The sequence below is a fragment of the Pseudomonas sp. UM16 genome (assembly GCF_050312595.1).
Classification (GTDB): domain Bacteria; phylum Pseudomonadota; class Gammaproteobacteria; order Pseudomonadales; family Pseudomonadaceae; genus Aquipseudomonas.
On record NZ_JBNPJT010000013.1, the window covers coordinates 176,377 to 198,342 of the forward strand.

General features: G+C 59.2%; 24 protein-coding genes. 13 read left to right on the plus strand and 11 right to left on the minus strand.

Annotated elements, in window-relative coordinates; genetic code table 11:
* Nucleotides 1-66 precede the first annotated feature (66 nt).
* Nucleotides 67-1,278: a YeeE/YedE family protein gene (locus ACQRAX_RS17285; RefSeq protein ID WP_412038654.1), complete on the minus strand. Its 1,212-nt coding sequence runs from the start codon at nucleotides 1,276-1,278 to the stop codon at nucleotides 67-69.
* A 100-nt stretch (nucleotides 1,279-1,378) separates the two neighbouring features.
* On the opposite strand from ACQRAX_RS17285, the gene ACQRAX_RS17290 reads away from it, so the two are divergent.
* Both ACQRAX_RS17290 and ACQRAX_RS17295 read left to right on the plus strand, forming a co-directional pair.
* On the plus strand, nucleotides 1,379-1,858 hold the full coding sequence (locus tag ACQRAX_RS17290; RefSeq protein ID WP_412038653.1) for a GNAT family N-acetyltransferase: 480 nt from the start codon (nucleotides 1,379-1,381) through the stop codon (nucleotides 1,856-1,858).
* 73 nt (nucleotides 1,859-1,931) lie between these two features.
* A complete protein-coding gene (locus tag ACQRAX_RS17295) occupies nucleotides 1,932-2,822 on the plus strand; it encodes a bestrophin family protein (RefSeq protein ID WP_412038652.1) in 891 nt (296 codons plus the stop codon).
* A 74-nt stretch (nucleotides 2,823-2,896) separates the two neighbouring features.
* Here ACQRAX_RS17295 and ACQRAX_RS17300 read toward each other — a convergent pair whose 3' ends face one another.
* Together ACQRAX_RS17300 and ACQRAX_RS17305 are read right to left on the minus strand one after the other, a co-directional pair.
* Nucleotides 2,897-3,538, minus strand: coding sequence for a DUF1109 domain-containing protein (locus ACQRAX_RS17300; RefSeq protein WP_412038651.1), 642 nt, complete (start codon nucleotides 3,536-3,538; stop codon nucleotides 2,897-2,899).
* Nucleotides 3,538-4,107 (minus strand): sigma-70 family RNA polymerase sigma factor, encoded by a 570-nt coding sequence (locus tag ACQRAX_RS17305; RefSeq protein WP_412038650.1) that lies wholly within the window; start codon nucleotides 4,105-4,107, stop codon nucleotides 3,538-3,540. Before ACQRAX_RS17305 ends, ACQRAX_RS17300 begins: the two co-directional genes overlap by 1 nt.
* Before the next feature lie 210 nt (nucleotides 4,108-4,317).
* Between ACQRAX_RS17305 and ACQRAX_RS17310 the strand changes: the two genes are divergently transcribed.
* The 4 genes from ACQRAX_RS17310 to ACQRAX_RS17325 are packed head-to-tail and all read left to right on the plus strand — an operon-like array spanning nucleotide 4,318 to nucleotide 6,737.
* Nucleotides 4,318-4,599, plus strand: coding sequence for a BufA1 family periplasmic bufferin-type metallophore (locus ACQRAX_RS17310; RefSeq protein ID WP_412038649.1), 282 nt, complete (start codon nucleotides 4,318-4,320; stop codon nucleotides 4,597-4,599).
* A gap of 31 nt (nucleotides 4,600-4,630) precedes the next feature.
* Nucleotides 4,631-5,482, plus strand: a complete 852-nt coding sequence (locus ACQRAX_RS17315) for a DUF692 domain-containing protein (protein ID WP_412038648.1) — start codon at nucleotides 4,631-4,633, stop codon at nucleotides 5,480-5,482.
* Nucleotides 5,479-6,225 carry an HvfC/BufC family peptide modification chaperone gene (locus ACQRAX_RS17320; RefSeq protein WP_412038647.1) on the plus strand — a complete coding sequence of 249 codons (747 nt, stop codon included), beginning with the start codon at nucleotides 5,479-5,481 and terminating at the stop codon, nucleotides 6,223-6,225. Before ACQRAX_RS17315 ends, ACQRAX_RS17320 begins: the two co-directional genes overlap by 4 nt.
* Before the next feature lie 38 nt (nucleotides 6,226-6,263).
* Nucleotides 6,264-6,737: a DoxX family protein gene (locus ACQRAX_RS17325; protein ID WP_412038646.1), complete on the plus strand. Its 474-nt coding sequence runs from the start codon at nucleotides 6,264-6,266 to the stop codon at nucleotides 6,735-6,737.
* Here ACQRAX_RS17325 and phnE read toward each other — a convergent pair.
* The 4 genes from phnE to ACQRAX_RS17345 are packed head-to-tail and all read right to left on the minus strand — an operon-like array spanning nucleotide 6,734 to nucleotide 9,964.
* Entirely contained in the window at nucleotides 6,734-7,501 is a 768-nt protein-coding gene (gene phnE / locus ACQRAX_RS17330; protein ID WP_412038645.1) for a phosphonate ABC transporter, permease protein PhnE, read from the minus strand. The two genes, ACQRAX_RS17325 and phnE, sit on opposite strands and share 4 nt — an antisense overlap.
* Nucleotides 7,498-8,325: a PhnE/PtxC family ABC transporter permease gene (locus ACQRAX_RS17335; protein ID WP_412038644.1), complete on the minus strand. Its 828-nt coding sequence runs from the start codon at nucleotides 8,323-8,325 to the stop codon at nucleotides 7,498-7,500. The genes phnE and ACQRAX_RS17335 overlap by 4 nt, the downstream gene beginning before the upstream one ends.
* A complete protein-coding gene (locus tag ACQRAX_RS17340) occupies nucleotides 8,319-9,113 on the minus strand; it encodes a phosphonate ABC transporter ATP-binding protein (RefSeq protein WP_412038643.1) in 795 nt (264 codons plus the stop codon). The genes ACQRAX_RS17335 and ACQRAX_RS17340 overlap by 7 nt, the downstream gene beginning before the upstream one ends.
* A complete protein-coding gene (locus ACQRAX_RS17345) occupies nucleotides 9,110-9,964 on the minus strand; it encodes a putative selenate ABC transporter substrate-binding protein (protein WP_412038642.1) in 855 nt (284 codons plus the stop codon). The genes ACQRAX_RS17340 and ACQRAX_RS17345 overlap by 4 nt, the downstream gene beginning before the upstream one ends.
* A 122-nt stretch (nucleotides 9,965-10,086) precedes the next feature.
* Between ACQRAX_RS17345 and selD the strand changes: the two genes are divergently transcribed.
* Entirely contained in the window at nucleotides 10,087-11,121 is a 1,035-nt protein-coding gene (gene selD, locus ACQRAX_RS17350) for a selenide, water dikinase SelD (RefSeq protein WP_412038641.1), read from the plus strand.
* Nucleotides 11,121-12,224: a tRNA 2-selenouridine(34) synthase MnmH gene (gene mnmH / locus ACQRAX_RS17355; RefSeq protein WP_412038640.1), complete on the plus strand. Its 1,104-nt coding sequence runs from the start codon at nucleotides 11,121-11,123 to the stop codon at nucleotides 12,222-12,224. Before selD ends, mnmH begins: the two co-directional genes overlap by 1 nt.
* A gap of 71 nt (nucleotides 12,225-12,295) precedes the next feature.
* Here mnmH and ACQRAX_RS17360 read toward each other — a convergent pair whose 3' ends face one another.
* On the minus strand, nucleotides 12,296-13,195 hold the full coding sequence (locus tag ACQRAX_RS17360; RefSeq protein WP_412038639.1) for a LysR family transcriptional regulator: 900 nt from the start codon (nucleotides 13,193-13,195) through the stop codon (nucleotides 12,296-12,298).
* An 89-nt stretch (nucleotides 13,196-13,284) separates the two neighbouring features.
* On the opposite strand from ACQRAX_RS17360, the gene ACQRAX_RS17365 reads away from it, so the two are divergent.
* Nucleotides 13,285-13,764: a DMT family transporter gene (locus tag ACQRAX_RS17365; protein WP_412038638.1), complete on the plus strand. Its 480-nt coding sequence runs from the start codon at nucleotides 13,285-13,287 to the stop codon at nucleotides 13,762-13,764.
* Here the strand turns inward: ACQRAX_RS17365 and ACQRAX_RS17370 are convergent.
* The 3 genes from ACQRAX_RS17370 to ACQRAX_RS17380 all read right to left on the minus strand — a co-directional run bounded on the left by ACQRAX_RS17370 (nucleotide 13,761) and on the right by ACQRAX_RS17380 (nucleotide 15,346).
* Nucleotides 13,761-14,315 (minus strand): hypothetical protein, encoded by a 555-nt coding sequence (locus tag ACQRAX_RS17370; RefSeq protein ID WP_412038794.1) that lies wholly within the window; start codon nucleotides 14,313-14,315, stop codon nucleotides 13,761-13,763. The two genes, ACQRAX_RS17365 and ACQRAX_RS17370, sit on opposite strands and share 4 nt — an antisense overlap.
* Nucleotides 14,316-14,317: 2 nt before the next feature.
* Complete coding sequence (locus ACQRAX_RS17375) at nucleotides 14,318-14,878, minus strand: GNAT family N-acetyltransferase (RefSeq protein WP_412038637.1); 561 nt, start codon at nucleotides 14,876-14,878, stop codon at nucleotides 14,318-14,320.
* Between the two features lie 93 nt (nucleotides 14,879-14,971).
* Nucleotides 14,972-15,346, minus strand: coding sequence for a YkgJ family cysteine cluster protein (locus ACQRAX_RS17380; RefSeq protein ID WP_412038636.1), 375 nt, complete (start codon nucleotides 15,344-15,346; stop codon nucleotides 14,972-14,974).
* Between the two features lie 294 nt (nucleotides 15,347-15,640).
* On the opposite strand from ACQRAX_RS17380, the gene ACQRAX_RS17385 reads away from it, so the two are divergent.
* The 4 genes from ACQRAX_RS17385 to ACQRAX_RS17400 are packed head-to-tail and all read left to right on the plus strand — an operon-like array spanning nucleotide 15,641 to nucleotide 21,844.
* Nucleotides 15,641-17,680, plus strand: a complete 2,040-nt coding sequence (locus tag ACQRAX_RS17385) for a type VI secretion system tip protein VgrG (protein WP_412038635.1) — start codon at nucleotides 15,641-15,643, stop codon at nucleotides 17,678-17,680.
* Nucleotides 17,677-18,243, plus strand: coding sequence for a DUF4123 domain-containing protein (locus ACQRAX_RS17390; protein ID WP_412038634.1), 567 nt, complete (start codon nucleotides 17,677-17,679; stop codon nucleotides 18,241-18,243). The genes ACQRAX_RS17385 and ACQRAX_RS17390 overlap by 4 nt, the downstream gene beginning before the upstream one ends.
* Complete coding sequence (locus ACQRAX_RS17395; protein ID WP_412038633.1) at nucleotides 18,240-20,933, plus strand: toxin VasX; 2,694 nt, start codon at nucleotides 18,240-18,242, stop codon at nucleotides 20,931-20,933. The genes ACQRAX_RS17390 and ACQRAX_RS17395 overlap by 4 nt, the downstream gene beginning before the upstream one ends.
* A complete protein-coding gene (locus ACQRAX_RS17400; protein WP_412038632.1) occupies nucleotides 20,924-21,844 on the plus strand; it encodes a hypothetical protein in 921 nt (306 codons plus the stop codon). Before ACQRAX_RS17395 ends, ACQRAX_RS17400 begins: the two co-directional genes overlap by 10 nt.
* Nucleotides 21,845-21,966 lie beyond the last annotated feature (122 nt).

Consider the following 21,966-nt stretch of genomic DNA (forward strand, 5'->3'; position numbering starts at 1 on the left):
CTGGAAACTTTTCAAGGTCCATTGAGACCTGGCCTGAGCGTGCTCAAGGCCAGTACTCATCACAACTCAACACCCATTCAGGGCTGCCGGGCGGCGTTCGCCTTCAAAAAAAAACGGCCGAATGCGCACCCCGATCACGTTGCCGGCATAGGCGGCGATCAACCACAACCAGCCATGCAGGCTTCCTGAGGCGATGCCGCTAAAGTACGCACCGATGTTGCAACCGTAGGCCAGGCGCGAACCGTAACCCAGCAGCAGACCGCCGATCACTGCAGCCACCAGCGAGCGCGTAGGGATGTTCAGATTGGGGGCAAAGCGACCGGCCAAGCCGGCAGCCAGTAACGCACCGAGGACAATACCGATATCCATCACCGTGGTGACATCCTCCCACAGCGGTGAGGCCAGCGCCTTAGCGTTAGCCGGCACCTGCCAGAACGCCCAGCTACCTACCTCTACACCCAGGCCACCGAGGGTTTTCGCGCCCCACAAGGCAAACGCCGAGGTGATCCCCCACGGGCGCCCAGCCAAGGCCAGGGTCACGTAGTTGAGCAAGGCCAGGGCTACAGCGCCCCAGAGCAACGGCCAAGGCCCTCGCAGAAAGCGTCGAAACCCTTGGCGTTCGCTGCGCGGAGCGGTTTCGAGCAGACCATGTCGACGACGCTCCAACAGCACGGTTAGCCAAGCAATCAGCGCGAATACAACCAGACTCACCAGCAAGGCTGGCAGCAGACCAAATTGCTGGACAATCGAAGTGGCCGGGAATGACGGCAGAGCGAACCACCAGTCAACATGATGAGTCGCTGTCACCGAACCGATGATGAAGAACAGCAAGGTCACCAGCATCCGTGCGTTACCGCCGCCCACAGTAAACAGGGTACCGGAAGCGCAACCGCCGCCCATTTGCATGCCGATGCCGAAGATGAAGGCACCGAACACCACCGAAACGCCTGCCGGCGCCACCAGTCCTTTAACCGGTTGACCGAACAAGGTTCCGGCATCCAGTGCCGGGAAGAACAGCAATACGGCGATGGTCAACATCACCATCTGCGCCCGCAGCCCGGCGCCACGGCGCTCGTTGATGAACACTCGCCAGGCGGAGGTGAAACCAAAGGCGGCGTGGTACAACGTCAGACCTAATGCGGCACCGACGATCAGCAGCAACACTTGATTGCTGCCGACATTGGCCTGGAGGAACAAGGCACCAATCAGCAGCAGTGCCAAGGCGAACAATGGCACACCGAAACGACGTTCAGGCACGATGGGGGCAGAAAGACTCATGGCAGTATCCGGGTGGCGGGTTTACAGGCGGCGATTGTACCTCCACACATCGCCTGGCAGTGTAGGATTCCTGCCACCGCCCCCTTGAGCGAGCCACTTTATGCAGCTGACTCATCGCCCTGTCCAGGCCCAGGACATCGCCAGCATTTGCCGCTTCCCCCAAGGCCCCGACGAACTGTTTTACATGTTCCCCAAGGCCAATTACCCACTGACATCAGCACAATTGAACGACGCCATCACTCAGCGCGTTGGCTCATCTGTGGTGGTGGGCGAAGGCAAGGTGCTGGCCTTTGCCAATCTCTACAAAGCTGAACATAACGGCATCTGTGCCTTGGGCAATGTCGTAGTAGCACCCGCTGCCCGCGGCCACGGCGTGGCGCGCTATCTGGTGCAAGCGATGATCGACCTGGCGCGCAAGCAATTCAATGCCCGCGAAGTCTGGGTGTCCTGCTTCAACAACAACACCGCAGGGCTGTTGCTGTATCCACAGCTGGGCTTTGTGCCCTTCGCCATTGAAGAGCGCCAGGGACCGGGCAATACCCGAGTGGCATTGATACAGATGAAGCAGGCGTTGCAGTGAATCGATGAGCTGCGACGAACCTTGAGCGCGCCATGGCGTCCGAACCTGTGCATCCGCCGTTCGAGGTTCACCTGTGAAAGACGTCATCACCCGCAAATATCGCCTGATCGTTAAAACCCTCGGTTACGTCGGCTGGTCGTTGTTCTGGCTACTGATCTGGGACGTACTGGTGACCATCGATTTCATGCTGTTCTTCAACAGCAAGTTCACCCTGCCACTGATGCCCTTGACCCTGCTCGGTTCGGCGCTGGTAGTACTGGTCAGCTTTCGCAACAGCAGTGCCTATAGCCGCTGGTGGGAAGCGCGGACCTTATGGGGTGGGCTGGTGAACAGTTCACGCAGTTTCGCCCGCCAGGTGCTGACCCTGATCGACGACCAAAGCGATGGCGTCAATCCGATCAAGGCAACGCTGTTGCGCCGCCACGTTGCCTATGTCAATTGCTTGGCCGCGCATCTGCGCGGTGAGCCATGCCCGGATGAGCTGATGGCGTTCATCCCGCCCGAGGAATTTGACCGCCGTAGTCGCTCGAACAATTTCGCCAACGACATCCTCACCGGATCGGCAACCTTGCTGGCACGTGAATACAAGGCCGGCCGCCTGGACAGCATCCGCCTGGCACGGCTGGAGTCGACTCTGGTCGACCTGTCCAACAGCCAAGGTGGCATGGAGCGTATTGCCAATACACCACTGCCCTACCCTTACGTGTATTTCCCGCGTTTGTTCATCTCGCTGTTCTGCCTGATCGTGCCGATCGGCCTGGTTGAGTCGCTGGGCTGGTTCACCCCGCTGGCCTCGACGGTGGTGGGCTTTATGCTGCTGGCCATCGAACGCATCGGTACGGATCTGCAAAGCCCGTTTCGCATAAGCGAGCATCAGATCCAGATGGACAACATTTGCGAAACCATCGAGCGCAATCTGGAGTCGATGCAACGTGATGCGCAGTGTCAGGAGTTGATTGGCTAATGCTAAATCTTGTCCGTCACCGGGCTAGATGGTCTGTACAAGGGGCCAGTCAAGACAGTTGCTCTCACAATAAATCACCAGCGCAACCAGCGAGGCCCGAGCAACGCACCTAGCAGCGTCGGAATGGCCATCCCAAGCACGTACCAGACACCCCAGAACGGCACCTCCATCTCCGGGCAATGCAGGCAGTAAGCCAAGGTCGCCGTGGAACTGGCCAACAGGCCGGCGACACCGCCGGCCAGACGCAAGCGTGTCGGGGCAAGCCCACGCATCACCCGCAACAGCGCGAAGAATCCCGGTATCGACAACAACACAATATTGAACGGACAGGTCCGCCAGGTACGGCCAAAGATCAGGCTCAATTGCTGGTCCTCCGGCACCCCGCTCAGCACCAGCAGCGTTGCCGCCCAAACGCCGAGTACCGGCATCCCGATGCCGCCCCAGCGTACGCCGACGTCAAAGCCAGGGCGCGCCAGGCGAATGAACACCAGCAGTGCCGCGACCACCAGCGTGGCCGGCAAAGCCAGTTTGGCCCAGAACAACGGGGTCGTTGCCACCTCAACAATGTCGGTACGCACGCCGAACACCACCACCATCAACAGGCACGCCCCCACCACGGCGACCAACATGGCCAGGCTCAAACGACGCGCGAACTGCCACCGGTCAATCGGCTCGATGCCAGTGGCAAGCAAGGAAATCAGGTCGTCAGTTTTCATCATGTACCTCGAATCATCGCGGCGAGTGCCTTGAGCCCCCGATGTATACCGACCTTCACCGCTGAACCGGACAGCCCGGTCAGTTCAGCGGTTTCCTCGACCGACAAGCCCTGAAGCTTGACGCTCATGATCGGAAGACGCTGTTTGTCCGGCAATTGTTGTAACAGTTTACCCAGGTCGCGCTGGGCTTGCGCCGGCTCTTGCTCATCCTGGGCAAACAATTCATCGCTACCATCCAGTGGATCGTTCAAGGCCTGCCGACGGCCCTGGCCACGCAGATGGTCAGCCATTTTATAGCGGGCAATAGCCTGCACCCAAGCGGTTAGCGGCTGTTCGCGCTGATAGCTGTGACGGGCGTTGTGCACCGCCAGCAGCACCTCCTGAAGCAGGTCTTCCAGATCATCTGGGCGAGCATACAGGCGTTTGCGCAAAAAGCTACGCAGGTGTCCGCTCAGTTGCTGCAGAAACCGCCGATACGCCTGCGCATCACCGTCCAATCCTGATACCAGCAAGCCTTGTAGCGCCGCCTCACGCGCGCGCAACATTTCACTCTGAGTAGTTCGATCCATCTTGGGCTCTGGTTACAGGGTCTGAAAGAAAGAGTCTGGAAGCCAGACAGCGTTGCTTGGAACCTTAGCGGCATTAGCTGTTTACCGAACAGAGGCAAAGTTGCCCAAAAAATTTCTACAGCACTGTAACCCCTCGGCAAATCCCGACGAACTACCTCACGAGCCGTAAGCAAATCTGCCCGGCCCCCCAACCTTTTGGAGTATGTCGTCATGAAAATTTTCGCCGCTACCGCTGCTGCCCTCGCTTTCTCATCGATTGCCGGGACTGCCATTGCTGCCTCCTCCACCGACGCCCCGGCGCCTGCCATGGAGAAATGTTACGGCGTGTCCATGGCCGGTAAAAACGACTGCAAAGCAGGGGCCGGCACCAGCTGCGCAGGTACTTCAAAAATGGATTACCAGGCCAACGCCTGGAAAAACGTACCCGCCGGCACCTGCACCTCGATCAAGACCCCCAATGGCATGGGTTCGCTGACGCCAAAACAGTCCTGATTCATAACTACCCGCACAGGGCGAAGCGACCATGAACAGTTTCTCTACGCCACCCGCCGAGGTCTGCCTGGGCGCAGGCCTGGGGCTCAAGGCCGAACATTACGAACATGCCAATGCCTGTGAAGCCCCTGGATTGTGGTTCGAAGTTCACCCGGAGAACTACATGGTCGCAGGCCCCAGGCTCACCTGGCTGGAGACCATCGCCGAGCGCCATCCGCTGTCCTTGCATGGAGTGTCACTGTCACTGGCCGCAGACCAGTTGCCTGACGCCGAGCACCTTTATCGGCTCAGGGCCCTGGTCAACCGGGTTCAACCACAGCTGATTTCGGAGCATCTGGCCTGGTCCACATGGCAAGGCCAGTACCACCCTGACCTGCTGCCGTTCCCGCGTAGCCAGGCAGCGCTGTTACGCATTGTCGACAACATTCACTACGCCCAGGACATCCTGGCCCGTCCACTGGCCCTCGAGAACCCCAGCCACTACGTGCATCTGGAGGGTCACGACTACAGTGAGATCGACTTTCTCAGCGAGCTGGCCCAACGCACCGGCTGTAGTATGTTGCTGGACATCAACAATGTTCACGTCAGCGCCCACAACATGGGCTTTGAGGCCCACACCTATCTGGACGCGTTTCCAGCGCACCTGATCAGCGAAATACACCTGGCTGGATTCAGCCAGGACGCTAACAGTGACCTACTGATCGATTCCCATGACGCGCCCATCGCCGCTGAAGTCTGGGCACTGTATCGGCATCTGTTGCAACGAATCGGGCCGCGCCCGACGTTGGTAGAACGTGATGATCAGCTTCCGCCATTCGAAACGCTGCTGGCTGAGCGCAACACCGCCCAGCGCCTGCTCGAAAGCCTCGGGAACCGGCCATGAACAACTCATCACTAGGCGCGTTCCAGTCAGCCTTCATTGACGCCTTGTATGGCCATCCGGAGTCGGCGAAATTACTGCCACTGACCCAGCAGACGGGTTTCACGGTATATCGCAACACGGTGTTCAAAGGTTGTGTCGACGCCTTACAGGCCAACTTCCCGGCCGTCGAACGATTGGTTGGCAGCGACTGGTTTCGTGCCGCAGCAGCCGTTCACGCCACGCAAACACCGCCCAGCGATGCGCGTTTGATTCTTTACGGTGAACACTTCGCAACGTTCCTCGAACACTTCAAGCCCGCGCAAAGCCTGCCTTACCTGGCGGATGTGGCACGCGCTGATCGTTTGTGGATTGAGGTTCACATTGCGCCTGAAGACAGTGCTCTGGACCTGGCCGCAATGACCAAAATCAGCCCCGAAGACCTTGGCCAGCAACACTTGCGGCCGCGACTCGACGTACGCTGGCAGTGGTTCAGCGGGCAACCGATCTACAGCATTTGGCACTGCAACCGCCAAGCCTTGGCGTTGCCCGAACCCCTTGTCTGGGTGAGCGAGGGACTACTGTTGCGCCGTCAGGGCGGCCAAGTGCTATGGCAATCGTTGAGCGAGGCTGAATGCATCTTTCTCGACGCCTGTGCTGCCGGTCAATCACTGGAAGAGGCCGCCCACACTGTACTGACTTTCGATTCGACACTGGACTTCACTACCCTGCTCGGCCGCGTGCTCGCGGCCGAGGTACTTACCTGAACAGCCCCTGGCCAGCACGGCCTCGATTGGAGCACACCATGCACTCGCTCAGTGATACCCCGCACAAACACCCCGCCGACGACAGTACTCGCTGGTCGCGTTGCGCCGAGCAATTGCACGGATTGATCAGCGACTCGTTGCTATCGCTAGTCGCACGTCTTGGTATCGCCGCGATTTTCTTTCTTTCAGGACGAACCAAGGTCGAAGGGTTGTTGAGCATCCCCCCCAGTACTTATGAGCTGTTTCGTACCGAGTACATGCTGCCTGTGCTATCACCCTGGCTAGCTGCACATCTGGCCACCTATGCCGAGCACCTGTTTCCGCTGCTGCTGGTGCTCGGCCTGTTCACCCGCTTTGCCGGCTTGGCGCTGCTGGGCATGACCCTGGTGATCCAGGTGTTCGTGTACCCCGATGCCTGGCCTACTCACCTGAGTTGGGCGGGGTTGCTGTTGGTGGTGATCGGTCGCGGTGGCGGACGCTGGTCGCTGGATCGCTACCTGGGCATCCGCTAGGCCCGCACAAATCGCTGGCGGAGCAAATCGCTCAAGGCATCCACCAGCAACACCAGCACCAGCATGGCCATGATCACCGTGCTGGCCTGGGCTTCCTGGAACAGGCTCAAGGTGGTGTAGAGCATCTGCCCCAACCCTCCGGCACCGACAAAACCGAGCACACTAGCCATACGAATGTTGTTTTCCCAGCGGTACAGGCTATAGGCCAACAATTGCGGCCAGAGGTTAGGCAAAGTACCGAAGCAGAACGCCGTGACCTGGCTGCCGCCCTGCAGGCGAATGGCTGCGGCCGGTTCTGGCGGGGCATTTTCCAAGGCCTCGGCAAACAGTCGGCCCAGTACACCTGAGGTGTGCAAGGCCAACGCCAAGGTCCCGGCATTCGGTCCCAGGCCCGCAGCCAGTACCGTCAGTGCGGCCCAAACCAACTCCGGTATCGCCCGCAGGGCATTGAGCAACAACCGCGCGGCGCCCTGCAGCGGCCAACCAAAACGCCCGGCGGCCGGCAAGGCCAGCAGCAAACCGAGGATGATCGCGAGCAGTGTGCCCAGGCCGGACATGGCCAGGGTCTCCAAGGCGCCTTTGCCGACTGCCCGCAAATGCTCTGGGCTCAGGTCGGGGCCGAGGAAGCGTGCCGCATAAGCGCTCATCTGCCCCAGGCCGCCCTCACCAAACAGTGCCTGCAAGTCGAGACTCAAGTAGGCGAACGAGCCCGCTACTGCCACCAGCAAGGCCAGGACCAACGCGGCATTGATCAGCCTTCTCATGCCAATCTCCCACGCAACAAGCGGCTGAGTTGGTCGGCCAGCCACACAAGCACCAGGAAGGCCAACAACATACTCGCCACCTCGGCCCCTGCGAACATGCGCATCGACAAGTCGATTTGCTGCCCCAGGCCGCCAGCGCCGACAAAGCCCATCACCACCGAAGCACGGATCGCGCACTCCCAGCGATAGACCGTGTAAGACACAAGCTCCGCTGCGGCATCCGGTAAAATGCCGTAGCAGAATGCACTCAGACGGCTGCTACCGGCCTGTAGCAACGCGTGGGCCGGACGCTGGTTCACCGACTCGAATATTTCCGCATACACCTTGCCGAGCATGCCGCTGTAAGTGATGGCAATGGCCAGCACACCGGCGGTCGGCCCCAGGCCCACAGCGCGGACGAACAGCAAGGCCCAGACAATTTCCGGCACACTGCGCAAGAAGATCAGTAACCCGCGCACCGGCAGGCGCACCGTGCGCGACCAGAACCCCAAGCGCCCACCGCGCGAGGCGGCGCCCAAGGACAATGCACGACTGGCCAATAGGCTGGCCGGAATCGCCAGGAGCAACGCCAAGGCCATGCCGGCTGTGGCCACCGCCAGCGTTTGCAGCGTGGCCTGCCACAGCAAGGCAAGAAACTCGGGATCATGCGCTGGCGGCCAAAAAGCACTGACAAAATTGCCCATCTCGCGGCGGTTTTCAGCCTGCAGCAGGACACCAGGATTGAGCTCACTCAAGTGAATACCGGGCCACAGCAAGGCGATCGCCAGCAGGCTCAGCAGCAGCCTGGGTAGCGCGGCCGGGTCGCGTTTGTCAGCCGTCAGCATCGTGGAATCTGCACGTTCAGCGTTGGTAATGGCACCGGCGGTGAGGCCAGATGTTCGTTGGCGTACAGCGCATCGAGCATTTCACTCGTGACCTCTCTAGCCGGCCGGTCAAACGCGACCCGCCCTTCGCGAATACCGATCACCCGCGGAAAATGCGCGAGCGCCAGCTCCACCGCGTGCAAGCTGGCGACCAGGGTAATACCGCGTTCACTGGCATGCTGATTGAGGGTTTTCAGGCTATGTTCGGCCAGCACCGGATCCATGGCCGAGACCGGTTCATCGGCGAGCAGCAGCGCTGGTTGCTGATACAACGCCCGGGCAATACCCACGCGCTGCAACTGCCCGCCGGACAATTGCCCGCATTGGGCGAAGACCTTGTCAGCCATGCCCAGCCCAGACAGCACCGCACGTACCCCAGGTACATCCGAGGGGTACAACAGGTTGAGCAGTCCGCGCAGGGTACTCCACTGCCCCAGGCGCCCGGCTAACACCGCAGTCACCACGCGCTGGCGAGGTGGCAGCGGCGGTGCCTGATGGATCAGTCCGATCCGCGCTCGCAATCGCTGGCGCGCATGCGCTGACAGCCGCCACGGCGCCTCACCAAGCAACTCGACGCTGCCGGTGGTCGGCGCCAAGGCGCTGGCGATCAGTTGCAGCAAGCTGGACTTGCCTGCCCCCGAAGGACCGATGATTGCTACGCGTTCTCCGGCCTCCACGCGCAAGTCAATCTCATGCAGTGCCTGGACCTGACCATGACGCAGACTCGTACCCTTGAGCTGGATTGTCACTTGAGCAGCTCAGCAGCGCGAGCAGCCTCCTCGATGCCTTTATAGTTGTCCGGGCTGGTGGCGATGAAACGGCTGGCGGCCTGTAGATCAAGGATCGCCTTATCAGCTGGTTTGGCTGGATCGAGGTCGAGGAAGGCCTGCTTGATCTTCTCTTTCAACACCGGGTCGAGGCTGCCACGCACGGTCCAGTTGTAGTCGTAGTAGCTTGGGGTAGTGGCGAACACCTTGACCTTGTTGGTATCGACCTTGCCCGAAGCTACCAGTTTGTCCCAAACACTGGCGTTGAGCACACCAGCATCGACCTTACCGGCCTGGACCCAGGCAGCGGTGGCGTCATGGGCACCGGAATAGGCAACCCGGCTGAAATAGGTCTCAGGCTTGATGTTGTCGTCCTTGAGCATGAAGTAGCGCGGCATCAGGCTACCGGACGTAGACGAAATCGAACCGAAGGCAAAGGTCTTTCCCTTGAGGTCGGCCAAGCTCTTGATCTCTGGGTTGGCGGTGATGAACTTGCTGGTGAACTTGGCGTCTTGCTCACGCTGCACCAGCGGCGTTGCGGTCGGACTCTTCAGGTGCACTTGCACAAAGGTGAAACCGCCCAGCCAGGCCATGTCCAGACGGTCAGTGGCCAATGCCTCGACCACAGCCGGATAGTCCGACACCGGTACGAACTCGACCTTCATGCCCAGCTTTTGCTCGAGGTACTCGCCCAGCGGCTTGAACTTGCGCAGCAGTTCGGTCGGGGCCTCGTCAGGGATGGCACTGACCTTCAGAACATCGGCCGCCTGGGCCAGGTAAGACGTGCAAGACAGCACGAGGCCGGCGAACAGCGCCAGGGGACGTTTGAGCATGGGGATTCTCCGGTTCAATAGCGGGGAAAGAGCCAGCGTAGGGCTGGCCCCAGAATTATAAGAGGCAACGGCACAAAGACCAGCTTTGCTACAATCGGCCTTCACGATTTTTCGAGGTGCGTATGAGCGAGCCGATTCGTCTGACCCAGTACAGCCATGGCGCCGGTTGCGGCTGCAAGATCTCTCCGAAGATGCTCGAGGTGATTCTCGCCGAAAGCGGTACCCAGGCGCTGGACCCGAACCTTTGGGTTGGCAATGCCTCGCGCGATGACGCGGCAGTTTACGCCCTCGACGACGAGCGCGGCGTGGTTTCGACCACCGATTTCTTCATGCCGATTGTCGATGACCCCTACGACTTCGGCCGCATTGCCGCCACCAACGCGATCAGCGATATCTACGCCATGGGCGGTGACCCACTGATGGCCATCGCCATTCTCGGCTGGCCGATCAATGTGCTGGCCCCGGAAGTGGCCCGCGAAGTGATTCGCGGCGGTCGCGCAGTGTGCGCCGAGGCGGGTATTCCATTGGCTGGCGGCCACTCCATCGATGCCCCCGAGCCGATCTTTGGCCTGGCGGTGACTGGCGTGGTGCAAAAGCGCCACATGAAACGCAACGACACCGCAACTCAGGGCTGCCGCCTGTACCTGACCAAACCACTGGGCATCGGCATCCTCACCACCGCCGAGAAAAAGTCCAAACTGCGTGATCAGGACAAGGGACTGGCCCGCGACTGGATGTGCACCCTCAACACGCCTGGCAGCCGCTTCGGCAAGCTGGCAGGCGTCAAGGCCATGACCGACGTTACCGGTTTCGGCCTGCTGGGTCACTTGGTGGAACTGGCCGACGGTAGCGGTTTGAGCGCGCGTCTGAACTACAGCGCCGTGCCGCGTCTGCCAAGTGTCGAACATTACCTGACCGAAGGCTGTGTACCTGGCGGCACCTTGCGCAACTTCGACAGCTACGGTGAAAAGATCGCTCCACTGACCGACGAGCAGAAACACCTGCTGTGCGATCCGCAAACCAGCGGCGGCCTGCTGGTTGCAGTGGTGCCTGAGGGTGAAGCCGAATTTCTCGCTGTCGCCGCCGAACTGGGCCTGAACCTGGCACCGATCGGCGAGCTGGTTGAGCGACAGAGCCATGCGGTTGAGGTGCTGTAATGCGTGACAACAGCTCCGACTATCGCCACCTGTTTCTGCATGACGTACCCATGATGGACATGCGCGCCCCGATCGAATTTGCCAAGGGCGCCTTCCCTCATGTGATCAACCTGCCGCTGATGAACGACCTTGAGCGGCAAAAGGTCGGCACCTGCTACAAGCAGCAGGGCCAGCAAGCCGCCATTGCCTTGGGCCATCAACTGGTCAGCGGCCAGAGCAAAGATGAACGTGTCGCCGCCTGGGCCGCATTCGCTCGGGCCAATCCTGAAAGCTACCTCTACTGCTTTCGCGGCGGTCTGCGTTCACAGATCGTCCAGCAGTGGCTCAAGGACGAAGCCGGAATCCAGTACCCAAAGGTGGTTGGCGGCTATAAGGCCATGCGTAACTTCCTGCTTGAGACCACTCAAAGCGCAGTCACCGCATGCGATTTCGTCTTGATTGGCGGCCTGACCGGCACCGGCAAGACTGAAGTACTGCAGGTGCTGGACAACGCCCTGGACCTGGAAGGCCACGCGAACCATCGCGGCTCCAGCTTCGGCAAGCGCGCCACTGGTCAACCCGCGCAAATCGACTTCGAAAACCGCCTGGCCATCGATGTGCTGAAAAAGCGCGCCCGTGGTATCGAGCAGTTCGTCCTTGAAGATGAAGGGCGCATCGTCGGCAGCTGCTCACTGCCCCTGGAACTGTACCAGGGCATGCAGCAGTATCCGCTGGTATGGCTGGAAGACAGCTTCGACAATCGCGTCGAGCGCATCCTCGGCGACTACGTGATCAACTTGTGCGCCGAGTTTGTTGCCCTTCATGGTGATGAACAAGGCTTCCCACTGTTTGCCGAACGCCTGAACCAGAGTATGAACAACATCCTCAAGCGCTTGGGTGGTGAGCGTTACCAACGTCTGTCAGGCCTGCTGCAACAGGCCTTGGAGGAGCAGCAGCGCAGTGGCGCGGTTGACCTGCACCGGGGCTGGATCAGCGGTCTGCTCAGTGAGTATTACGACCCGATGTACGCATTCCATCGCGACAGTAAGGCCGGGCGCATCGAGTTTTCCGGCGACCAGGCCGAAGTACGCGAATACCTGCTGGCTCGCGCGGCCCGACACTGATGCAGGCACCGCGTATCAGCTGACACCGCGTCGATGCCATCACTAGCAAAGCTGGCCACAAGCAAGTGTAATCACTGACAGAGCGCAGCCACTCGCTCGCGCAGCCAGCGATGCCCCGCCTCGCTCTCCCGGCGCTGATGCCAGGCCTGCTGAAAGCCAAAAGCCTTGATCGCCAGTGGCGGTTCAAAGCGGCGCAGACACGGGTCGAGTTTGCTGCTGTCGAGGCTGCGCCGGGCAACGGTAAGAATCAGGTCGGTACCGGCAATCACCTCTTGCGCCGCAGCCCAATGCGGCAATGCTAAAGCGACACGGCGACGGGCGCCGATCGCCGTGAGCGCCAGATCAATCTCGTTGTCGATGCCCGGGCGAACCGCCACCAACACATGCGGTCGCGTCAGCCAATCAGCCAGCGTGAGCCCGCCGCGAGGCGGCAAGCCACTGCGATCGGCGATACAGGTAAAGCGCTCTTCAAACAGGGTTTCAACCCGAAGCTCGGCGGCAATGTCGGGAAATACGCCAAGCGCCAAATCCGCCTCCCCGTCGAATAAATGCCCGAGCATCGCCTCGCGGCTACCCTGAATGACTACCAGATCAATCCCCGGCGCCTCTTCGCGCAGCACACGCATTAGCCCCGGCAATACCACCCGGGCACCATAATCCGACATGGCCAGACGAAAACTGCGACGCGTCTTACGTGGGTCAAAGCCGGGATCGGTCAACAAGTCGTCAAGCTGCTCCAGGGCTTGCTGCAACGGCTCGAGCAAGGCCTGAGCACGGGCGGTGGCCTGCAGGCGTCCGCCACGACGTACCAGCAGCGGATCGGCAAACAGTTCACGCAACTGCGCCAGTGCATGACTGACCGCCGGCTGACTGCGGTGCAACCGCAAGGCAGCCCGCGATACGTGTTGTTCGACCAACAGTGCATGCAGCGTGAGCAACAAATTCAGATCAATACGCCGCAAATCATCCATCAGGCGAATAACTCCCGTGCACCATTCGAATTTCCATTAACCACATGGATAGCCAAGACTTTACCAAACCATTTTCACGGAGTCTTGCCATGAACCTGTCATTCGCCCCTGCCGCCCTGCTTCCACTGGCCATCGCCCTGCTGGCGGGTGCCGCAGTGCCCTTCCAGGCCGGCAGCAATGCCGCCCTGGGCCGCCTGCTCGGTCATCCGTTGTGGGCAACACTGGTTTCACTGGCAGTCAGTGTGCTGATGGTCATTCCCGCCCTGCTAATCTTGCGCGCGCCACTGCCGCAGGTCGCGGCATTGACCCAAGCGCCCTGGTGGGCCTGGCTTGGCGGTGTGGCCGGGGTCGCCTACATCACCGCGGCGCTGATGCTGACCCCACGTTTGGGCGCTGCCGGGTTCATCGTCTGCGTGATCGCAGGTCAAGTAGTCTCATCCCTGCTGATCGATCAATGGGGCCTGATGGGCTTGACGCAGCGGCCAGTGAACGGCCTGCGTCTGGCTGGGGTCGGGCTGATCGTAGTCGGCATGCTGGTGGTGCAATGGGGAACTTCGACGGCGCGCTAGATGGTGTCCGGGCCAAGGGGTTGGATGTAGGGCGGCGGCTCCAGGGCCCGATTCATTTCGAATCGCAGGCTAGGGGCCTCGATAGCGAAGCTGATCACCACCCCCAAGACCACTACCAGAACACCTTCCAGCCAATGCCAGCCAGGTATCACGGCCCCCCGCCGGGCCTGTTGGCACCACCAGGCTTGCCCCAGGCAAAACGCAAAGATCGCCAGCAACCACAGGTAAAAACCCGGAGCAAAGTGCGTCAGGTTGACGAAGTTATAGCTGCGATTATCAGGCATCCGGTCAATGCCGAAGCTGGTCAACCCCAGGTACAGCGCGCCCAATCCCAGAACCAGCGATAGCCATCGCCAGCGCCGATGCGCAAGGATTGCCAGCCCCAACAAGGGATTGGCGAACCAGCCAAATATGCCGAACACCAGCCCCCAAGGACCATACAACAGCGCCTGCAATGCGTGCAGGCGACCGTCGCCGCTGAGGTACATGGCGTTGAAACACAGGCTCGACAAGAACAACAGTAAGGTGATTACAACGTAACGGCGGGCGATGATCACTGATCACGCTCGAACAACAAGCCGTAAAGTCCCGAGTCGGATAATTCGCCGGCTACACACCAGCGTTCGCGGAGCACACCTTCAAGCACAAAGCCCAGGCGTTCCAGGGTCCGTGCTGAAGCGCTGTTACGCGGGTCGATCTCGGCCTCAAGACGGCGCATTTTCAAGTCTCGGGCCAAGTAGTGAACGAAGCGCTCAAGCGCTTCGCTCATAAAGCCCTGCCCCTGGGCACTGCTAGCCAGGCAGTAACCGATTTCGCCGCGGCGCGAGTCGCTGTCGAAATTGCAACACTGGCACATGCCGATCAGCTCATTGCTGTCACGACGATAGATACCCAGCTTGAGCAACTGGCCCTGATGGTAGCCTTGACGGTCAGTTTCCAGTGCTGCCTGGGCCTGGGTCAGTTGATTCCAGGGCGCATGATTCCAGAAGCGCATGACCTGCGGATCAGCCATGATCGCCAACCAGGCAGCGGCATCCTCTGCCTGCATGGGCCGCAAGTGCAGACGCGGGCTTTCAAGGCAAAGATCGAGAGGAAACGCGTGGGGATACGACACGGGTAGAACTCCTGTTCTGGCCGAAGAGCCGCACAGTCTACCGCAAGGTTGCCAGGCGCTGGTTGTCAGTACAGCGCCCTGGCTTTATAGCCTTCAGGCTACTTCAGCCCCCTCGTGTGGCCAGATCGGCTCGTTGGCTTCCAGCGGTGGCAAACCATAGGCAGCCCGGGCTGCGTCGCAACTGGGGTTGTGCTGACCATCGACCCAGGATGCCTCGAATTCGCGGCAAGGGCTGGAGCGCTGCTCATAAAGGCCACAACTGACCCCTTTACCTATTTCACCCTCAAGGCCAATACAGCGGCAGGGTTTGCTGTCGGTGCCGATCATTGCTACCCGAGTAGGGTTGATCTGTACCACCAGATCGTCGGGCACCAAGCCTCCCGCCGATGCGCACTCACCCCAGAAAAAAGACACACGGAAAAACCCGCAGCAGGCGCCGCAGTTCAAACAAGGATTATGTTCGGACATGATTAGGAGACGGGGGTAAGTTTATCGTTATTGGGAGAAAACCCGTCGCCATTCTATGCTTCGCCAGCGCTTTGAGAAGGGGGCACCTGCAGAAATATCGCGTCTCTGACAGGCGGTTGATTCCGCGTGTTGGTCGCTCAAAATCCTGAAGTAAAGAAAATTCGCACAGATGCTTAGGACGCATCCTGCATCAATTCCCATGTCGCCTTGTTAGCGTGCTCGAAAAATTGAGCTTGCTCAGGCAATGGCTTGCGCATCGCCTTTTGCTTTCCCTTTCAGCTTAAGGATAAGTGTATGTTCGCACCGGCCAATGCTGCGCTTTTCGAGCTACAGATCCCCACGGTTCGCAACGACTTCAAAGTGCTGGCTTTCAGCGGTACTGAAACCATCAGCTGCCTGTATGCGATCAGCGTCGAGCTGGTCAGCGAGTACCCTGATTTCGATCTGGAAAGCCTGCTCGGTCAGCCGGCGTTCCTGCGCTTTGGCTTGCAGGGTGAAGGGGTTCACGGGCATATCGAAGATGTTCTGGTCGGCGAATCCGGCAGGCGCCTGACCCGCTATCAGCTGACCTTGGTGCCCGCGCTGCACTACTTGCAATTCAGCTACAACCAGCGGATTTTCCAGCAACTGACGGTGCCGCAGATCGTTGCCCAGGTGCTCAAGGGCCATGGCATTCAGGCCGATGCTTTTGTCTTTCATGTCCGCACCAGCCCTAAACGTGAATACTGCGCTCAATATTTTGAAAGCGACTACGAGCTGATCCTGCGGCTGTGCAGTGAGGACGGGATTGCCTGGCACCACCAGCACAGCCCGGACGGCCATCGGCTGGTGTTCACCGACGACCAGACGTTTTTCCCCAAGCTTGGCGCCACGCCGTATCAGCAAGGCAGGGGTCTGGTGGCGGACCACCCGGTCATCAGCCAGTTCTCCCGGCGCTTCAGCACCCGCACCAGCACGGTCACGCGCCGCGGCTATGACTTGCAGCGGCCAAGCTTGCTGCTGGAGAGCCAGTTCACCGCCGAGTTCAGCCCGGAGCTTGAGGACTACCGCTACCCGTTGTCGATGGACACCGAGAGCCTTGGCAGGCAACGCGCTCGCCAGGCCCTGGAGCGGCACCGCTGTGACTACCAGTTGGCCGAAGGTCAAAGTGACCAACCATTTCTGCGCAGCGGCCACTTCTTCGACCTGACCGAGCACCCGCGTAAAGACTGCAACGACTTGTGGCTCTTGCTCAGCGTCACCCATGAAGGTAAACAGCCGCAGGTGCTTGAGGAGTCAGTCAGCAGCGACAGCCAACCCGAAGACGACTTCAGCCAAGGCTATCGCAACAGCTTCAGCGCTATTCCCTGGAACGTGTTCTACCGGCCACCGCTGGTGACCCGCAACGCCGTGCTGGTCAGCCAGACCGCCCGGGTTACCGGGCCGGCCGGGGAAGAAATCTTCTGCGATGTGTACGGGCGGGTCAAAGTCGAGTTCCACTGGGACCGTACCGAACTGAACAGCGACAATAGCAGTTGCTGGCTACGGGTAGCGTCCAGTTGGGCTGGACAGGGTTTTGGCGCGGTGACCCTCCCGCGCATCGGCATGGAAGTGCTGGTCACCTACCTGGAAGGTGATCCCGACCAGCCGTTGATTACAGGTTGCGTACCCAACAGGCTCACACCGCAGCCCTACCCGTTGCCCGCGAACAAAACCAAGACCGTGCTGCGCAGCCGCAGCTCGCCCGCCAGTGGCGGTTACAACGAACTGTCGATTGAGGACCGCAAAGGCCAGGAGTTGATCTACCTGCGTGCCCAGCGCGACCTGGAGCAAAAGGTCGAGAATGACAGCCGCCTGGAAGTCGGTAACGAGCGCCGGGAAACCATCAAGGGCAACAGCATTGCGGTACTGGAAGCTGAAGACCAGCGCACGGTGAGCGCTGACCGAAAAGTTGAGCTCAAAGCCAACGACTATTTGCACATTGCCGACAGCAGCCATACCCGCATCGGACAAACGCTGGCGATTGAAGCGGGTCAGCAACTGCACCTAAAAGCAGGGGCCCAGGTGATCCTCGATGCCGGCGCCAGCATCACGTTGAAAGGCGGTGACCAGCACATCGTGATCGGTCCTGGGGGAATTTTCAGCAGCGTACCGATAGTCATCGGCGGCGTACCAGCAGCGGCGATGCCTGCGGTGTCGGCGATGCCTGTGGCCGCGCTGACAACCAGCGTCAGCGCCGTCCCCATGGAAGCCCTGCTCAAACAAAACGCGGTTTTCCGTGAGGCCAGTTCTGGCATTTGTCCGGTGTGTGATGCCGCCCAACAACAGCTGGACACCGAGGAGCTACACGCATGACGTCCATGCCCCCGACCAAGGGACTCCTCCTGCTTGACGGTGCCCAGTATGACGATGCCTTTGATTGTCTGAACCAACACTACGGTTCAGACAATCCCCGCCCCCTGTTCAAGGGAACCCCATACGAACCCATTGCCGGGGCCGGGCCATTTTTACTCGATGCCTCATTCGGCAGTGCCGCCTATAGCGCGTGGTGGGGCGGCGGCGATTTGCAGCATGGTGTATGGCTGGCCACTGTTAAAAGCGCCCACCAATTACTGCCAATCCTGCAACGGCGCTTACGCATTTTTGATGAGCAGCAAGGCGAATATTGGTTACGCCTGGCTGATGGCCCCGTACTCAATCGCGCCCACTTGGCAGGTGCCCAATGGCCTGCTGGCTTCTGGTTTGGCGTGGATAGCGTCTGGCTGAGACACAACGGCGCCTCGGTGTGCGCCTGGACGAACGAAGCGCCTGAGCGTGATGTTGCTCCGGCAGATAAAGGTCTAGCGGCACAAATCACCCTGCCCAACGCGCTCATGCATGCGCTCAGCCTGCCGGCCAACACGGAACAACCTTCATGAGTCAATCTATTCAAGCGCCATACGGGACGTGCCCGCTTTTCGCTGCGGTGTTGCCGCTGCGCTATGCCTTGGGGCCCACGGCAGCTGTCGATGTCAGTGCCTATGAGTTGCCGCCTCTAAACGGTCAGTTTCCCGAGCTTGGCCCGCGTCATCCTGACCTGAGCGGGCAAGACCTGAACTACACCTCACGCTTGCTGCGTGATGGTTGGCTCTACGTTTGGGAGAGCACACCCCCCAAGTTGGTGGAGTACCAGGTCGAATCAGCTCAACTCACCCAAACCTCACGGGCAGGACGGGTAATTGATACCCGGACGCAACCCCACCTACTGCTCAGAGCGGGCGCGTCGGCCGGTTTGGTGTGGTCACCGGTTCGTTGGAGTGAGCCGCAGTACCAAGCCGCCAAACACGACCCTGCTGTGCGTCAGCGCATCATGCGTACGTTTGTGCCGGGAGTGGCGCCGCTCAGTGGCCAAATTGGCGCGATCAAAACGCATATTGGCGAATACAGCGATGCCACGCGCTACGGCTGGAGCAGTGAGCCTGCAACGGAACACGCACCCGCCTGGCCGAACATGCTCCGGCAAATGGCACGTTGCGAACAGCACACTTACGCACTAATCGATGACGCATGGGGTGTGCTGCTCGATCTCGCCGCACTAATGCGCGCGCGCAAGGCAGGATTTGACAACTATAAGGAACATCACGCCGAAGAGTGGGCCATTGCAGGTGTTTTAAAGTCGTTGATGGACAGTGATGAGCAATTGAAATCGCAGTTGCGCTTGATCACCCGCTATGAGGAGTTGAACCGCGTCTGGGACGACCAGAACACCCAAGAATACAACTATACCGTCGACATGCGCCGACTGGCGCAGCTCTGGGTCGATTGGTTCAACACCGTGCAAGTGAATGGCCCGTCCAGTATGGACACCGCCTGCGGCCACTTCGACATCACGCTGCCAGCCAGTCGCGAGGCATTGGAATTGCACTTCGCTGCTGCCTGCCTGGGCCCGGCCAGTACCAGTACAGGCGCCAAAGCCATAACCTTGAGCCTTGAAGGTAATGCGCAAGGCAAACCCTGGTTGCTCTGGGCATTGCTTGGGTTAACCAAGAGGCTTGGCATTGGTGAAATAAAATACCTGATCGATCTGAGTGATGCGGCTCACGACAATGGAGCCTCAATCAAAGAGGGCATCACTCAACTGACGAAAGCCGTTGGTTATGCAGAGGCGCTGAACAAGACGGCTGAAAAGCTCGCTCAACTTGCTCCGGCCTCCAGCATGGAAACCTTGTTTCTATCCCTCGCACCTGCTGCCGGGCTGCACTTGCACCAAGCGGAAAATGCCGCCAGCACTGCCGGGCGCATTTACATGGCCGCCGCGTTGGCCCGCAGTGATCAGCGCATTCAGACCTTGGCCATCACACCGCGGCAACTGGGCGAGTGGTACAGCGACCTGATAGGCACCCGCAACACACTGCCCGCCAGACTCAACGTCGCCCCCTTAGCCAGTGCGGTGAGCGAAAGCATTCCGTTTATGCACCTGGTACCGGCGAGTACCAAGCTGCCGCCATTACCGGTCAACCTCGCCGCGGGCGCTGATCTGGGCAGTGTGTTTGATTTGAAAAGTGCATTGAGTAAGGCGCCGGTCAAGTCGATTGTGACGTTGGTGGCTGGGGTGAATTTTGTTTGGGCGGCGGGGCAGCTTTATGACAAGCAAACTTTCCAAACTAGATTTAGTGCGGCCGGTGCTGCGCTTGGTATTGTTGCAGCGGGCACAGCGGTCATCCAACGGGCGGTAGAGGTTGACTGGTCTTTGGCTGTCCGCCAGAGCGGTGGCATGTCAATTTCATCTCGGCTACTTTTGGCCAAGGCGTTGGGGAGCGCCGCCTACACTGCTTTGGCGCAAGGCGTCTTTTTAGCGTTCGACGTCGTGCTTTATGGAGTAGACGCCTTTGAAGCCTACAAAGAAGGCGACTTTGACACCATGTCCGCGAACTTGGTAGTGGCTGGCGCGTCACTGGCCAGTATCAGGATTCAGGTCCATGCATTCCGGGCATTTCGAGCCGCACGGGCCGCGGTGATAGCCGGGGATGCAGCAACTATTGCCAGAGGGCTCAACGTAGTACCACACCTGGGCGCCAAATTACTGAGCCTCACAGTAGTGATTGTAGGTGGGGTCCTTGCCCGTCTATATACGGCAGACTCGGCGCTGGAAAAATGGGTGAAAAATTGCCGCTTTGGTATCCGCCCGGACAACACCTGGTCAAACAGCTACATCCTTTCCATGGACAATCTATACCCCATTCTGTTTCCCATCAGCGTTGACGCTTACCGGCTGACAGAAATTCACCCTTATCAAGGGCAAGTTACCTCCACGTATCTGATGCTGAATTTGCCAGGGGAAAATGTGTCGCTGACCGACGCCATGATTTATTTCACCGGCCAGGAAGTTTGGGGCGACACCCTCGGGTATTACGTCGATCAAATCAGAAAGGTCGAGTGGACAGGTAAAGACTTTGCTCGGCATAGCGGCACCCGCATTCCTGTGCCAGCCGGCATAACGCCTTATCGCCGTGTTTACCATGAGGACGGTGTTAGAGACTTGCGGCGTATAGAGGGCGAATTAATCTATTCCCCGAGTGAAGGCCTGACGCTGCCCGCGTTGAAAATCACGGAACGAGCATGGATATGAATGCGCCAGAACAACCCCGAAACAACTCCACGTCCACGGTAATACTTGAGGCGAACAAATCGACGGGGGAACAGCCGATGGAGTTGTTTATCGTCGATGAGCACACGGAGCATTATTTAACTTTGCTAGCAGGCGGAGATTCTGATCGAGGGCTGTTAACAGGAGTATTAGGGGGAGCCGGTGGATGTGCATCGGTGGGTCTTACTCTAATGCTGGCTATGCAAGGTATTTTCGACCCCATCATGCTTACTCTCGGTATTTGTTTATTTCTAGTACCATTCCTATGGGAAACCTTACGTCCATTACCCCTCCCTATCCTGTTCAATCGCCGCACCCGCGAAGTATATTTCGATCATGACGGCGAACTATTCCACACCCCGTGGGACAGTATTTCCGCCGTGGCCAATGAGTTTCAGCTCGCTGGCGCCCAAATCGGTAGTATGCAAAGCGCTTCGCTTGAAATTCGAGTGTGTAAATTTAAACAACCGGAAAAGGCCTTGATGATTAGCCTCGGCGCGCCCTTTGGGAAGTCACTGGCGATGCAAAAAAGCTTCTGGGAGTACATCCGTGCCTACATGAACAACGGCCCTTACTTCGACGAACATGGAAATCATAGTGAATCTGATTCGTTCGTAAAAAGCCAGTTGGCCGTAAGATTCAAAATGAGCGATAGCTTCAAACACACACTGGCGCAGATAAAACAGGCGAAAAAAGAGGCAGGCGGAAGGAACTATTTAGGCGCTAGTGATGTTGCAAAGCTGATACTCGAACCAATGCTTTACCCCCTTGATCGGATCAAGGAATTCACCTACAACATTGCAAAGCGCCGTTCCCGTAATCTCTGGCCAAGCGTTGTTACTGAGCGCTTGAAATCCAATGGCCCCACCACGCGCCTTGTTGATCTTGAATGAATTGGATATGAGCACGTCAGAACAATCCCAATACAGCCCCTCACTCACGGTAATACTTGAGGCGAACAAATCGACGGGGGAACAGCCGATGGAGTTGTTTATCGTCGATGAGCACACGGAGC